We start from the raw sequence: 12405 nt of genomic DNA on the forward strand, positions 1-12405 counted from the left end.
GACCCTAGGGGAAGCGGTGAGGGATGACCAGAAGATGAGGTGCTACTTGCGCAAACGGACCATCGCACCGGCCCCCTTGGGATCGCACTCGAACAGTTTCTTGTGCTTTTCAAGGAACCCGCGCCACGTTCCTTCCGGCAGAGTGCTGATCTTAACCTCATGCGCCCGACGGATTATCGGGTTCAGCTTGCTGATCTCCATCTCGCCGCCATGTTCTTCGATTATGAATTTGACTTTGCTTGGCAAGCTTGTGCTGCCGCTGTCCTCTGCTTCGACATCAGCAGGCTTCAACTCGAGGAACTTGTGGCACGACTTGCGAAAACCGATCGGTGCTTTCTTTTCGCCAAGTCCGATCACGGTACAGCCGCGCTCCCGCAGATGTAGCGCCAGATACGAGAAATCGCCGTCGGAAGTCGCGAGCACGAAAACCCCAACTCGCCCCTCGTAGGACAGCGCCACCGCATCGATGGCCAACATCACGTCCGCGGCATTCTTGCCTGTGCCTGCGTGGATCATGCGAAATCCCGGCGCAGCATCCCAGTCCGGGATCTTCCGTACGCCGCCGTAGACCCGGCGCACGGTCAGCTGCCCATGCTGGCGCGCCTGAGTGATGATCCGGCCCGCATAGGCGCTCGAAATATTTTCCCCATCGACCAGAAGTGCGGCGTTCGGGGCGTTGTTGTTCCCGGTGAAATCGGAGGTTTTCTGTTGGTTCATGAATGACTTCCTTCGAATGAGACACCCCGCAATCCGGGGGGCCGCCAGGCAGTTGCGTTATTACTCCGGCACCGCCCCTTTCGGCCCGTGGACATCGCACGATCCCGCTCTCGGCGGTTTCCCGGCGGCGACGCCGCGGTACCAGACGCGGCGCTTCCCGGGTTCGGGGCGGTGTTCGCGGGGGATGCCCGTCACCGGGCGGTCGTCGTCCGCAGCCACGCGGTCGGCACGGACCACATGGCCCGCGGCCTCGGCGCGGGCGGCGAGCGCCGCCGGCGCCGTCAGGGTCACGGCGACCCTCACTCGGTCCAGCGCACGCCGGTCAGGTCGTTCGCCTGCGTGGGCGAGTTCTGCCACAGCCCCTCGATCCGGGCGTCGGCGACCCCGGTCTTGGCCAGCTGGAACAGGTAGCCGTTGACGTAGTTCTCGGCGATGCGCTCCTGCATCGCCTTCAGCACCTCGTTGCGCTCCGACGGGTCGACGATCTCGTTCAGCTGCGTGTTCATCGCCCGGAACGCCGGGTCGTCGTACTGAAAGTAGTAGTCGGGGCGGGCGTAGATGCCGATGTCCATCGGCTCGGTGTGGCTGACGATGGTCAGGCCGAAATCCTTGCCGCGGAACACCTCTTCCAGCCACTGCGCCCATTCCAGGTTGGTGATCTCGGTCTGGATGCCGACGGCGCGCAGCTGGCTGGCGATGATCTCGCCGCCGCGCCGGGCGTAGGAGGGCGGCGGCAGCTTCAGCGTGGTGGTGAAGCCGTCCGGGTATCCGGCCTCGGCCAGCAGGGTCCTGGCTTTCTCGGGATCGTGGTTCGACAGGTCGGTCAGATCGACATAGGCCGGGTTGTGCGGCGCGAAATGGGTGCCGATGGGGGTGCCGTAGCCGAACATCGCGCCGTCGATGACCGCCTGCCGGTCGATGGCATGGGCAACGGCCTCGCGCACCTTGACGTCGTCGAACGGCGCGAGACCGTTGTTCATCGCCAGGATCGTCTCGCCCTCGGTCGAGCCGACCAGCACGGTGAAGCGCGGATCGGCCTCGAACTGCGCCAGGTTCTCGGGCGCGGGATAGACCGGGAAGGCGTCGATGTCGCCGGCCATCATCGCCGCGAAGGCGGCGGTCGGGTCCGAGATGAACTTGAACGTCGCCGCCTCCAGCGCCACCGGCTCGCCCCAGTAGTCGGGGTATCGCACCAGCTCGACCCGATCGCCCTCGACCCAGTCCGAGAACATGAACGGACCGGTGCCGACCGGGCTGGTGGTCAGCGTGTCGACGTCGCTTTCGTCGATGATCACCGCGTCGCCCCACGCCAGGTTGAACAGCAGCGCGCCGTTGGGCTGTTTCAGGGTGATCTCGACGATCAGATCGTCCACCGCGGTCACCTCGTCGATCGCGTCGAACAGCGCCTTCTGCGCGTTGGTCGACTCCTCGGCCCGCGCCCGGTCCAGGCTGAACACCACGTCGTCCGCGGTCAGCGCCGCGCCGTCGTGGAACGTAACCCCCTCGCGCAGCGTGAAGGAATAACTGAGCCCGTCGTCCGCGATCTCCCAGCTTTCGGCCAGCCCCGGCAGCACCGAGCCGTCGGGGCCGAACCGCGTCAGCCCCTCGTAGACGTTGGCATAGACCACCTCGTCGATCGCGGCGGCGGCGGCCGAGGTCGGGTCCAGATGCGGCGGCTCCAGCTGCATGCCGATGGTGATGTCGGTCTGCTGGGCGGCAGCGGCGCCCGCCAGGCAAGCGAAAGCGGCAGCGGTCAGGTATCTCATCCCCGTCTCCCCGGTTTTGGTTACCGGCAAGGTCCGCTGAAAACCGCCGGGGATCAAGCGTTTCGATCCGAAGCCTGCTTCCGTCCCGATGCGATCAGCCGGTCGGCGCGGGTTTCGATCCGTTCCCGCCAGGCCAGTTTCGTCAGCCATTCGCCCGGAATCCCGGCCAGACCGTAGCGCGCCCCGGCGATCTGCCCGGCGACCGCGCTCACGGTGTCCGCATCGTCCCCGAGGTTCACCGCCGCCAGCAGCGCCTCGCGGAACGAGCCGGTCGTGGCCACCGCCCAGACGGCGGCGTCGAAGGTGTGCCGCACATAGCCGGACGAGCTGACCGAGGCGCGGCTGAGCCCGGTCACGAGCGCCCCCTCGCCGCGTATCTCGGCATGGATCGCATCGGCCAGCTGCGCCGCGAATTCCAGGCATTCCGGCGCGGCGTGCGTGGTCCGGGACTGCAGCGCCGCGACCTCGCGCATCCGCTCGGGATCGGCGTGGAACGCCAGCACGACCGGGGCGAGGCGCATGATCCCGCCATTGCCCGCGCTTCTCGGGTCGGTGGAGCCGGCGAACGGGTCGCCGCCTTGCGCGAACCGGGCCAGTGCCCACGAGGTGGTGATGCCGATGTCGAAACAGGTCCCGGTGTGCGAATTGTGTCCCGTCCGCCACCAGTTCACGAACCGGCGCATCAGGTCGTCCGGATCGAAACCCGGATGCTCCAGCAGGCTGTCGGCCAGGCACAAGGCCATCGAGGTGTCGTCGGTCCAGCCCCCCGGCGCCAGCCCGAACGGACCGCCGCCCACCATGTCGGTCACCACCGGCTGCGCCGGCCGGGGCGAGAATTCCAGCGTCGTGCCCAGCGCATCCCCGACCGCCAGCCCCAGAAACGCGCCCTTCAGCCTGTCCTCGTTCATCATGCCAGCAACTCCGCCAGCGCCAGCGCCATCACCCGGGCGGAATCGGCCATGTCGTCGATCCCGACCCATTCGTCGGGCTGGTGCGCCAGATCGAGGATGCCGGGGCCGTAGGCGATGCAGTTGTGCATCCGGCCGATGCGGTCGATGTGCTTCTGATCGTAGGTGCCGGGCGAGACGACGTACTCCGGCTCGCGCCCGAACACCCGGCGGACCGCGCGCGCCACCGCGCCGACCACCGGGGCGTCGCGGTCGGTCATCGTCGGGATCACCTCGTGCAGGTCGCGGATCTCGAAACGGAAATCCTCGCGCCGGTCCCGCACCCGCTCCATCAGCGCGGCGAACTCGGCCTTCACCTCGGCCAGGTCCTCCTCGATCAGGAAGCGGCGGTCGATGATCATCCGGCAGCTGTCGGGCACCACCGGGGCCGGGAAGCCGGTGAAATCCCCGGGCAGCTCGGCCTGGCCGCCGTGGATCGAGTTGATGTTCAGCGACGACGCCTGCGCCTGCGGCGGCACCACCGGCATCTCCGTGCGGCGCGCGCCCAGCGCCGGGAACAGGGTCTGCTCCATCTCGTCGATCACCGCGCCCATGTGGCGCACCGCGCAGTCGCCCAGGAACGGCATCGAGCCGTGGCCGATGCGGCCCATGGTCTCGACCTCGGCCCACCAGACGCCGCGGTGGCCCAGGCAGATGCGGTCCTTGTTCAGCGGCTCGGGGATGATCACGTGCTGCACCCGGTCGGGGCCGAACCAGCCCTGCTCGGCCAGCCAGGCGACGCCGCCGTAGCCGCCGGTCTCCTCGTCCGCGGTGGCGCTGATCTCGACCGCGCCCGAGAACCCGGGGCACAGGTCCACGAACGCCTCGGCGGCGATGACCGAGGCCGCCAGCCCGCCCTTCATGTCGCAGGCGCCGCGGCCGTAGACGCGGCCGTCGCGCACCAGCCCCTCGAACGGATCGACGGTCCAGCCGTGGCCGACCTCGACCACGTCGATGTGGCTATTGAAGTGCACGCATTCGCCGGGCCGCGCGCCCTCGCGCCGGGCGATCAGGTTCCAGCGCGGATGGCGGTCGCTGTCGCCCGGCGCGCCCGTCGCGCGCAAAAGGTGGACGGTGAAATCGCGGCGTTTCAGCCGCGCCGCCAGAAACTCGCAGATGTCGCGATAGTGCTCGCCCGGCGGGTTCAGCGTCGGGATGCGGATCAACTCGCGCGCCAGCGCGGTCAGCTCGTCGCTGCGGGCGGCGATCTCGTCGGTCAGGCGCTGGGTCTGGGTCATGGGAACGCAACCTTGGGGGAAAGTCGGCCCCATCAGAAAACCCGCGGGCGGAAGTGTCAAACATTCCCTTCCCGCCGGCGCGGCGTTATGTCTGCCGCGACGAACGGAGGAAGCCATGCCGCTGCAGGACATCACCGACCGCATCCGCGCGGCCGAGGCCGAGGCCGGGCGCGCCCCCGGCGCGGTCAGGCTGCTCGCCGTCTCGAAGAAACAGCCCGAGGACCGGATCCGCGCGGTGCTCGACCAGGGCCACCGCCTGTTCGGCGAGAACCGAGTGCAGGAGGCCGCGGCCCGCTGGCCCGGATACCGCGGCGCGGTGCCCGGCGTCGAGGTGCACCTGATCGGCCCGCTGCAAAGCAACAAGGTCAGGCAGGCGATGGACCTGTTCGAGGCGATCCATTCGCTGGACCGCGACAAGCTGGCCCGCAAGCTGGCCGACGAGGCGCAGGCGCGCGGCGCCTGCCCCGACCTGTTCATCCAGGTCAACACCGGCGAAGAGGCGCAGAAGGCCGGCGTGCTGCCGGCCGGGGTGGACGCGTTCGTCGCCGCCTGCCGCGGCATGGACCTGCCGGTGCGCGGCCTGATGTGCATCCCGCCGGTGGACGAGGAACCGGCGCTGCATTTCGCGCTGCTGGCGAAGTTCGCGGCGCGCAACGGGCTGGACGGGCTGTCGATGGGGATGAGCGCGGATTTCGAGACCGCGATCCGGCTGGGGGCGACGCATGTGCGGATCGGCTCGGCGATCTTCGGCGACCGGCCGGCCGCCGCGCAATGACGCAGGTTCGCATCCGCCCCGAGACCCCCGCCGACATCGACGCCATCCGCGATCTGACCGACACGGCCTTCGCGCCGATGGCCTTCAGCGACGGCACCGAGGGCGCCTGCATCGCGCGGCTGCGCGCGGACGGTGATCTGGCGCTCTCGCTGGTGCCCGAGACCACGCCGGGGCAGCTGGTCGGCCATGTCGCCTTCTCGCCCGCCAGCGCCGGCGACGATGACGAAGGCTGGTTCGGGCTGGGCCCGGTCGCGGTGCTGCCGGACCGCCAGCGCGGCGGCATCGGCAGCGCGCTGATCCGCGCGGGGCTCGACCGATCGCAGGCTTCGGGCGCCCGGGGCTGCGTGCTGATCGGCAGTCCCGCCTACTACCGCCGGTTCGGCTTCGCCGCCGATGGTCGGGTCAGCTATCGCGCGATCCCGACGCGGAACGTGATGTGGCTTGCCTTCGGCGATCACCGGCCCGCCGGAGAAATGAAATTCAGCCCCGGGCTGGAGTGATCGGGCCGCCTTGCGGCCGCTCCGGCGGTGCCCGGCGCGACGTCAACGCGTTACCAGGATTCATTTCAACTTGAATTTCAACGAGATAAGGGGGTTTTTACGGTGAAATCCCCGATTTTCAAGGTGCCATCGCCGGCGCGCCTCAGGCGCTGATCGCCTCGGCGGCCGCATCCGCGTCGCCACCCTTGGCCGGGAACCGCAGCCGGATGCCGTAGCCGCGGTCCAGCTCCGCCACCTCGACGGCGCCGCCCAGCGACGCGGCCGAGGCACGGATGATCTTCAGCCCCAGGCTGGCGTCGCCGTCGCCGTCGTCGTCGGCGGGCCGCGCGAAGCCGACGCCGTCGTCGCGGCAGGTCAGCTCAAGAAAGCCGTCGCTGTCGCTGCCGCAGGTGACGATGACGGTGCCCTCGCGGCCGCCGGGGAAGGCGTGCTTGAACGAGTTGGTGACGAATTCGTTGACGATCGCGCCGATGTTCGAGGCCCGCGCCGAGCTGACGTCGATGTCCTCGCCGCAGGCGACGTCGACAACGACATGCGCCGGCCGGTGGCCGTCGATCAGCGAGACCACGCCGCGCAGATAGCGGCCCAGGCTGATGCGGTCGCCCGATTCCGACTTCGACAGCTCCTGGTGCAGCGCGGCAACGGTCTCGATCCGGCCGTGCACCGCGGCCAGCGCGCGCCTGGTGTCGTCGCCGGTGGCGGCGCGGGCCTGCATCCGGGTCAGCGCCGCCACCGTCATCAGCGAGTTCTTGACCCGGTGGTCGACCTCCTTGCGCAGCATGGTCTGCAGGCGCAGCGCGCGCCGCAGGTCGAGCTGGTTCATCACCTGCCGCGCCAGCACCCGCAAGGTGTCGCGCTGCAGATCGTTCAGCGTGCGCGGCGTGTGGTCCAGCACGCACAGCGTGCCCAGCGGCAGGCCGTTCTCGGCCACCAGCAGTGCGCCGGCGTAGAACCGCAGCCCCGGCTCGTCCAGGCACATCGGATTGGTGGCCATGCGCGGGTCTTTCAGCGTGTCGGGGATCTCGACGAACTCGTCCTGCAGGATGGCGTGCGCGCAGAGCGAGGTCTCAAGCGGCGTCTCGCGCACGCCCAGCCCGGTCTCGGCCTTGAACCACTGCCGCCGCTCGTCGATCAGATTGATCACCGAGATCGGCGTGCCGCAGATCCGCGCGGCCAGCTCGACGATCTGGTCGAAATCGCGCTCGCGCTCGGTGTCCAGCACGTTGTAGGCGTGCAGGGTCTTCAACCGCTCTTGCTGGCGCGGATGGGGAAGCGCCTCCATCGGTACAGAACCTCACTACTACTGGACGGTCCTATAGTTGACGCATGAACAATCCGGGAGCAACCCCCGCAGGGACGCGTCGCCTCATGACCTGACGTGCAGCCCGTCGCCGGGTTGCAGCCGCCGGGCCAGCCACAGCAGGTCGGCGGCGGCGAAGGCGACGCAGCCCTCGGTCGGGTGCCGCGGCCTGCGCCAGCGGTGCAGGAAGATCGCCGAGCCGGCGCCGGGGCGGGGGTCGGGCCAGTTCCAGTCGGTCAGCAGAACCAGGTCGTAGAGCGGGTCCGGACGGCGCAGCGTCTCGGAGCCGAACGGGTGCCACAGCGCCCCCGGCAGGTGCTGGTTGTAGGCCGGATCGGCCGGATCGTCCGACCAGCGGTCGAAGGCGCCGATCGGCAGCGCCCAGGGCGCCGGCGGCGGCATCCGGTCGGGGCGGTAGAGCAGCCCGGCGATGCGGTGCGTCCCGGCGGGGGTGGCGCCGTCGCCCTCGCGCTTGGCCCGGGTGATGCCGCCGCGGCCGATGGCGCAGGGCAGGTGCCGGCCGTCCAGCCGCGCGCCCCAGCGGGTGACGTGCAGCGTGCTCACAGCAGGTGCCCGGACTTGCGCGCCTTGGTCTCGAGGTAGTCGGCGTTCTGCGGGTTGCGGCCGACGCGCAGCGGCACCCGCTCGGCCACGGCGACGCCGTTGGCCTGCATCCGCGCCACCTTGGCCGGGTTGTTGGTCATCAGCCGCACTTCGGTCACGCCCATCGCCCGCAGCATCTCGGCGCCGATGCGGAAGTCGCGCTCGTCGTCCTCGAAGCCCAGCCGGTGGTTCGCCTCGACCGTGTCGAATCCCTGGTCCTGCAGCGCGTAGGCGCGCATCTTGTTGGCCAGGCCGATGCCCCGGCCCTCCTGGTTGAGGTACAGCAGGATGCCAGCACCCTCGGCGCCGATCTGACCCAGCGCCGCGTTCAGCTGCGGGCCGCAGTCGCATTTCAGCGAGCCGATCACGTCGCCGGTGAAGCAGGCCGAGTGCAGCCGGGCCAGCACCGGCCGGTCGTGCGCCGGGCGGCCGACGACCACGGCGTAATGCTCCTCGCCGCCGTCGGCGGGGCGGAACACGCGGACCCGCGCGCGCGCCGCCGACGACAGCGGCACGCGCGCCGAGGCGACCTCGCGCAGGCGGGCGGCGGACTGCCCGAGCTGGTCCAGCGAGATGTGGCTGAGGCCGAGCTCCGCCGCCAGCGCGGCGGCGTCCGCCACCGGCAGCACCAGCGCGGCGGGCAGCAGGTGCGCCTGCTTGGCCAGGCGGAGCGCGGCGCGGTGCTGGTCGGCGTCGCCGCCGCGCAGCTCGCGGAACGGGCCCTTCATCGGGTGCGACAGGTCCGCGGACGGGTCGGCCATGGCGCGGACCCAGTCGGCGTCGGCATCCGCCGGCACCGCGATGCGCGCCAGGTCGCCGTCATAGGCGCGGATCTTCAGCGTCTCGGCGCGCCAGCGGGTCAGCGCCAGTTCGGGCCGGCCCATCGCCCGCAACGCCGCCAGCCGGTCATCCGCCGCGCCCTCGGCCGCCTGCACCAGCGCGCCGCCCGCCGGGCCGCTCAGCGCCACCACCGCGCCCATGCGCAGGTCGGCCCGCACGCGGGCGACTCGCTCCGTCACCGTGGGGATCAGGGCCCGGAATTGCGACACGCGGCTGACCTTTCCGTGAGCGGCCCGGGGGCGGCGCTCGCCTTCCCGTGAACCGGTCCTTGCAAATCATTTCAGCCCTATACAGCGCGTGCCGTGAAATTGAAACAAAGCGGCGCACGGTCACACTTGCGCGTGAGTCGCGCCGGCGGCGGCTTGTGCCGGGGGGCGTTCCGGCGCAGGTCTTGGGGCAACCGGAAGAGGGACTCCAAGATGGCCAACGTGAAGAGAATCCTGCTGGTCGACGACGACGAAGACCTGCGCGAGGCGCTGGCCGACCAGCTGGTTCTGACCGAGGATTTCGACGTGTTCGAGGCCGCCGACGGCGCCGGCGGGCTGGAGAAGTCGAAGGAGGGGTTGTACGACCTGGTGATCCTGGACGTGGGCCTGCCGGACATGGACGGGCGCGAGCTGTGCCGGCTGCTGCGCAAGCAGGGCATGAAGTGCCCGATCCTGATGCTGACCGGGCACAACACCGACGCCGACACCATCCTGGGCCTGGACGCGGGCGCGAACGATTATGTCGCCAAGCCGTTCAAGTTCCCGGTGCTGCTGGCGCGGATCCGCGCCCAGCTGCGCCAGCACGAGCAGTCCGAGGACGCGATCTTCAACATCGGTCCCTACACCTTCAAGCCGGCGGCGAAGATGCTGATCGACGAGGCCGACAAGAAGATCCGGCTGACCGAGAAGGAAACCAACATCCTGAAGTTCCTGTACCGCGCCGAGTCGGGCGTGGTCGCGCGCGACACGCTGCTGCACGAGGTCTGGGGCTATAACGCCGGGGTCACCACGCACACGCTGGAGACGCACATCTACCGGCTGCGGCAGAAGATCGAGCCGGACCCGTCGAACGCCCGCATCCTGGTGACCGAATCCGGCGGCTACCGACTGGTGAGCTGAGCGATCCCCGTCGCGCCGGGGTCAGGGGCGCGGAACCTCCCTGTGGGACTGGCCCGGGCCGCGGCCCGGGCGTTTTTTGCCGGCCGCAAAGAGGCTCGCGCAGGATCGGCGGCCGCGAGGCGGTTGGGATCAGGCGCCTTGCCGGCCGCGCACCTTCAGCGCCATCGCGCCGACCAGCACCACGATCCCGGCGCCGACATAGGTCAGCAGGGCCAGCAGCAGCCCCCCGCCCATCCACCAGACCGCGGCGGCGGCAGACATCGCCACGAGTACCGACAGACTCAGGGGTCTGCCGAAGGATACCGCGGGCGTATCGTCAGCCGGCTTGTTGTTAACGGCAAAGGAAGTGGCGGCCTTGGTCATATTGTAATTCCTTCCGGAACGACTGTCTCGCAATCTGCAGGAGAAGCCGCCCCCAGCGCCTCCACCCTAAACGCTTTCATGCGGTGGTGACAAGATTGCGGCAAAATCTGCGCAGATTCGCGTACCCCGGCGTACCGCCAGATGACAGGCCGCCAAGAAGGGGAAACGGCACGATCCCCCTCGAAAGGGTCGGCGCGGTCCTGGGAACTCGCCACTGCTTCGGTTTCCACCCTGCTGATGCTGGTCTTCAAGCCAGCGCGTTTCAAGTGATGCCACGTCATGCTTTGCCGGGAAAGTGTCGGCCGCGGGGCGCGACGGGCGCGGGCGGAAACGGCCGGGAACTCGTCGCGGGCGAACATCACATCAGCCAAAGGTTGCAAGAACGAACCTGCCGGCCGAACTTAATATAGAGATTTATGAATGCGATCCGCCGTCACGGATCGCCGACACCGGCAGGTTATCCAGCTCCGGCTTCGCGCGAGAATTGCGGCGGCGGCCCGCCGACGCGCCCGGCGGGCACACGAAAATGTGAGCCCGCCGCCCGCCGTCCCGCCCGCCGGTCGCGCCGCCGCAGGGAATCAACCGGCGCGGTGACCGGGCTTGCCCCCGGACCGATCTGCCGCCATGGTCCGCGCCGCACGCAGGATCGAACACGAGAGGCCCCGGATGACGCTGACCGTCGCGACTTGGAACATCAACTCGGTGCGGCTGCGCGAGCCGATCGTGCTGGACCTGCTGCGCGCGGCGGCGCCGGACGTGCTGTGCCTGCAGGAGACCAAGGCGCCGGTCGAGAAGATCCCGACCGGGAACTTCGCCGCACTGGGCTACCGCCACATCGTCAGCCGCGGCTTCAAGGGCTACAACGGCGTCGCCATCCTCAGCCGCCACCCGATCGAGGAGGCCGGCGAGCTGGACTTCTGCCAGCGCCGGGACGCGCGCCACGTCGCCGCCCGGCTGGAAAACGGCGCGGTGATCCACAATTTCTACATCCCCGCCGGCGGCGACGAGCCGGACCCGGCGGCGAACCCGAAGTTCGCGCACAAGCTGGAATACCTGAGCTGCCTGCGCGACTGGTTCCGCGACAACCGGCCGGAAAGGGCGATCCTGGTGGGCGATCTGAACATCGCCCCGCGCGAGGATGACGTCTGGAACCACAAGCAGCTGCTGAAGGTGGTCTCGCACACGCCGGTCGAGGTCGCGGGCCTCGGCGCGGCGCAGGAGGCCGGCGGCTGGGTCGACATCACCCGGCAGGACATCCCCGACGGGCAGCTCTATTCCTGGTGGTCGTACCGGGCGCGGGACTGGGACGCCGCCGACCGCGGCCGGCGGCTGGACCACATCTGGGCCAGCCCCGACCTGGCGCGCGGCGCCGGCGGCAGCCGTATCGACCGGCACGTGCGCGGCTGGTTCAAGCCGTCCGACCACGCGCCGGTGTTCGCCAGCTTCGACCTCTGAGCGGGCGCTGCGGCCGGCGCCCCGGCTACCGCGGCGGCCAGCTGCGGGCCAGCGCCTCGATGTTGAACAGCATCATGTCCATGCCCTGGACGGGTTCGAGCGTCTCCAGAACCACGGTGGTGGTCTGGCCCGACTTCTCGCGCACCGTCCACTGGCTCAGCGCCGGCGGGCTGTTGCGCAGCTTCAGCTCCATGCTGCCGTCGCGGGGCGCGTTCGGGTCGCGCAGCACGACGCTGGTGAAGCCGCCCTGCGAGCCGGTCTGCTGCGCCAGGTTCGCCCGCGTCAGGTCGATGCGCTCGGCCAGCAGGAAGCGCAGCGGCGTGGTGCCGATCGGGTAACGCTGCACCGGCGCGTTCGACTTGGCGTCGAACACGGCGATGTTGACGCCGTCCGCCACCACCATCGCTTGGCCGCCGTCGTATTCGAACCGCAGCCGTCCCGGACGGCGCAGCCAGTAGCGCCCGGCCGAGCGGCTGCCGTCGCCGTTGATCTGGGTGAAGCGCCCGCCGACCGAGGTCAGCTGGTTGAGGTACTTGCTGACCTCGGTCAGCACGGTCTGATCCTGCGCCAGCGCCGCGCCGGCGAAAGGAAATGCGGCCAGCGCCGCCAGTATGTCGCGTCGTTTCATGCCCGTCACATGGTCCCTGCCCAATGGGTTGTGAAGGGAGCATATAGTGCCCGGCGGAGCTCCGCCGCTCACGTTTGCGCCGACGGGGTTATACCAACTTTCGCTACTGGGGACTCACGTAGGGGATTCCCAAGGCCGACGATTTCTGACTCTCTGTCGAAAACAAG

14 protein-coding genes are annotated in these 12405 nt (G+C 69.5%); 4 read left to right on the plus strand and 10 right to left on the minus strand.

Features of this window, described 5'->3' with window-relative positions; all coding sequences use genetic code 11:
* Positions 1-42: 42 nt before the first annotated feature.
* Genes GE300_RS22715 through GE300_RS22735 form a run of 5 tightly spaced genes read right to left on the minus strand, consistent with a single transcriptional unit; the run spans position 43 to position 4668 of the window.
* Positions 43-717: an NYN domain-containing protein gene (locus tag GE300_RS22715; RefSeq protein WP_154449830.1), complete on the minus strand. Its 675-nt coding sequence runs from the start codon at positions 715-717 to the stop codon at positions 43-45.
* Between the two features lie 60 nt (positions 718-777).
* The gene (locus tag GE300_RS22720) at positions 778-1008 is read right to left on the minus strand and encodes a hypothetical protein (RefSeq protein ID WP_154449831.1); all 231 of its coding nucleotides are present in this window, start codon (positions 1006-1008) and stop codon (positions 778-780) included.
* Positions 1009-1016: 8 nt separating this feature from the next.
* Positions 1017-2483, minus strand: coding sequence for an ABC transporter substrate-binding protein (locus tag GE300_RS22725; RefSeq protein ID WP_154449832.1), 1467 nt, complete (start codon positions 2481-2483; stop codon positions 1017-1019).
* 53 nt (positions 2484-2536) lie between these two features.
* Entirely contained in the window at positions 2537-3394 is an 858-nt protein-coding gene (locus GE300_RS22730; protein WP_154449833.1) for an ADP-ribosylglycohydrolase family protein, read from the minus strand.
* Positions 3391-4668, minus strand: a complete 1278-nt coding sequence (locus tag GE300_RS22735; RefSeq protein WP_154449834.1) for an acetylornithine deacetylase/succinyl-diaminopimelate desuccinylase family protein — start codon at positions 4666-4668, stop codon at positions 3391-3393. The genes GE300_RS22730 and GE300_RS22735 overlap by 4 nt, the downstream gene beginning before the upstream one ends.
* Positions 4669-4783: 115 nt before the next feature.
* Between GE300_RS22735 and GE300_RS22740 the strand changes: the two genes are divergently transcribed.
* Both GE300_RS22740 and GE300_RS22745 read left to right on the plus strand, forming a co-directional pair.
* Positions 4784-5443, plus strand: coding sequence for a YggS family pyridoxal phosphate-dependent enzyme (locus GE300_RS22740; protein WP_154449835.1), 660 nt, complete (start codon positions 4784-4786; stop codon positions 5441-5443).
* Entirely contained in the window at positions 5440-5943 is a 504-nt protein-coding gene (locus GE300_RS22745) for a GNAT family N-acetyltransferase (RefSeq protein ID WP_154449836.1), read from the plus strand. The genes GE300_RS22740 and GE300_RS22745 overlap by 4 nt, the downstream gene beginning before the upstream one ends.
* A gap of 142 nt (positions 5944-6085) precedes the next feature.
* On the opposite strand, the gene GE300_RS22750 is transcribed toward GE300_RS22745, so the two are convergent.
* From GE300_RS22750 to ribA, 3 genes are all read right to left on the minus strand, one after another.
* Positions 6086-7225 carry a histidine kinase dimerization/phosphoacceptor domain -containing protein gene (locus tag GE300_RS22750; protein ID WP_154449837.1) on the minus strand — a complete coding sequence of 380 codons (1140 nt, stop codon included), beginning with the start codon at positions 7223-7225 and terminating at the stop codon, positions 6086-6088.
* An 84-nt stretch (positions 7226-7309) separates the two neighbouring features.
* Positions 7310-7807, minus strand: coding sequence for a L,D-transpeptidase family protein (locus GE300_RS22755; RefSeq protein ID WP_325063379.1), 498 nt, complete (start codon positions 7805-7807; stop codon positions 7310-7312).
* Entirely contained in the window at positions 7804-8826 is a 1023-nt protein-coding gene (gene ribA / locus GE300_RS22760) for a GTP cyclohydrolase II (protein WP_154449848.1), read from the minus strand. Before ribA ends, GE300_RS22755 begins: the two co-directional genes overlap by 4 nt.
* A 279-nt stretch (positions 8827-9105) precedes the next feature.
* Here ribA and GE300_RS22765 point away from each other — a divergent pair, with 279 nt between their 5' ends.
* Positions 9106-9792, plus strand: coding sequence for a response regulator transcription factor (locus GE300_RS22765; RefSeq protein ID WP_154449838.1), 687 nt, complete (start codon positions 9106-9108; stop codon positions 9790-9792).
* 129 nt (positions 9793-9921) lie between these two features.
* Here GE300_RS22765 and GE300_RS22770 read toward each other — a convergent pair whose 3' ends face one another.
* Positions 9922-10155 (minus strand): hypothetical protein, encoded by a 234-nt coding sequence (locus tag GE300_RS22770; RefSeq protein ID WP_154449839.1) that lies wholly within the window; start codon positions 10153-10155, stop codon positions 9922-9924.
* Between the two features lie 666 nt (positions 10156-10821).
* Here GE300_RS22770 and GE300_RS22775 point away from each other — a divergent pair.
* Complete coding sequence (locus GE300_RS22775) at positions 10822-11610, plus strand: exodeoxyribonuclease III (RefSeq protein ID WP_154449840.1); 789 nt, start codon at positions 10822-10824, stop codon at positions 11608-11610.
* Between the two features lie 25 nt (positions 11611-11635).
* Here the strand turns inward: GE300_RS22775 and GE300_RS22780 are convergent, their stop codons facing one another.
* On the minus strand, positions 11636-12238 hold the full coding sequence (locus GE300_RS22780) for a LolA family protein (protein WP_154449841.1): 603 nt from the start codon (positions 12236-12238) through the stop codon (positions 11636-11638).
* Positions 12239-12405 lie beyond the last annotated feature (167 nt).

It is taken from the genome of Halovulum marinum, assembly GCF_009697225.1.
Classification (GTDB): domain Bacteria; phylum Pseudomonadota; class Alphaproteobacteria; order Rhodobacterales; family Rhodobacteraceae; genus Halovulum; species Halovulum marinum.

Coding starts and splice junctions, on each gene's coding strand:
- GE300_RS22780 (WP_154449841.1), bottom strand. CDS start 12,238: ATGAAACGACGCGACATACTGGCGGCGCTGGCCGCATTTCCTTTCGCC.
- GE300_RS22750 (WP_154449837.1), bottom strand. CDS start 7,225: ATGGAGGCGCTTCCCCATCCGCGCCAGCAAGAGCGGTTGAAGACCCTG.
- ribA (WP_154449848.1), bottom strand. CDS start 8,826: ATGGGCGCGGTGGTGGCGCTGAGCGGCCCGGCGGGCGGCGCGCTGGTG.
- GE300_RS22765 (WP_154449838.1), top strand. CDS start 9,106: ATGGCCAACGTGAAGAGAATCCTGCTGGTCGACGACGACGAAGACCTG.
- GE300_RS22730 (WP_154449833.1), bottom strand. CDS start 3,394: ATGATGAACGAGGACAGGCTGAAGGGCGCGTTTCTGGGGCTGGCGGTC.
- GE300_RS22745 (WP_154449836.1), top strand. CDS start 5,440: ATGACGCAGGTTCGCATCCGCCCCGAGACCCCCGCCGACATCGACGCC.
- GE300_RS22740 (WP_154449835.1), top strand. CDS start 4,784: ATGCCGCTGCAGGACATCACCGACCGCATCCGCGCGGCCGAGGCCGAG.
- GE300_RS22775 (WP_154449840.1), top strand. CDS start 10,822: ATGACGCTGACCGTCGCGACTTGGAACATCAACTCGGTGCGGCTGCGC.
- GE300_RS22715 (WP_154449830.1), bottom strand. CDS start 717: ATGAACCAACAGAAAACCTCCGATTTCACCGGGAACAACAACGCCCCG.
- GE300_RS22735 (WP_154449834.1), bottom strand. CDS start 4,668: ATGACCCAGACCCAGCGCCTGACCGACGAGATCGCCGCCCGCAGCGAC.
- GE300_RS22725 (WP_154449832.1), bottom strand. CDS start 2,483: ATGAGATACCTGACCGCTGCCGCTTTCGCTTGCCTGGCGGGCGCCGCT.
- GE300_RS22770 (WP_154449839.1), bottom strand. CDS start 10,155: ATGACCAAGGCCGCCACTTCCTTTGCCGTTAACAACAAGCCGGCTGAC.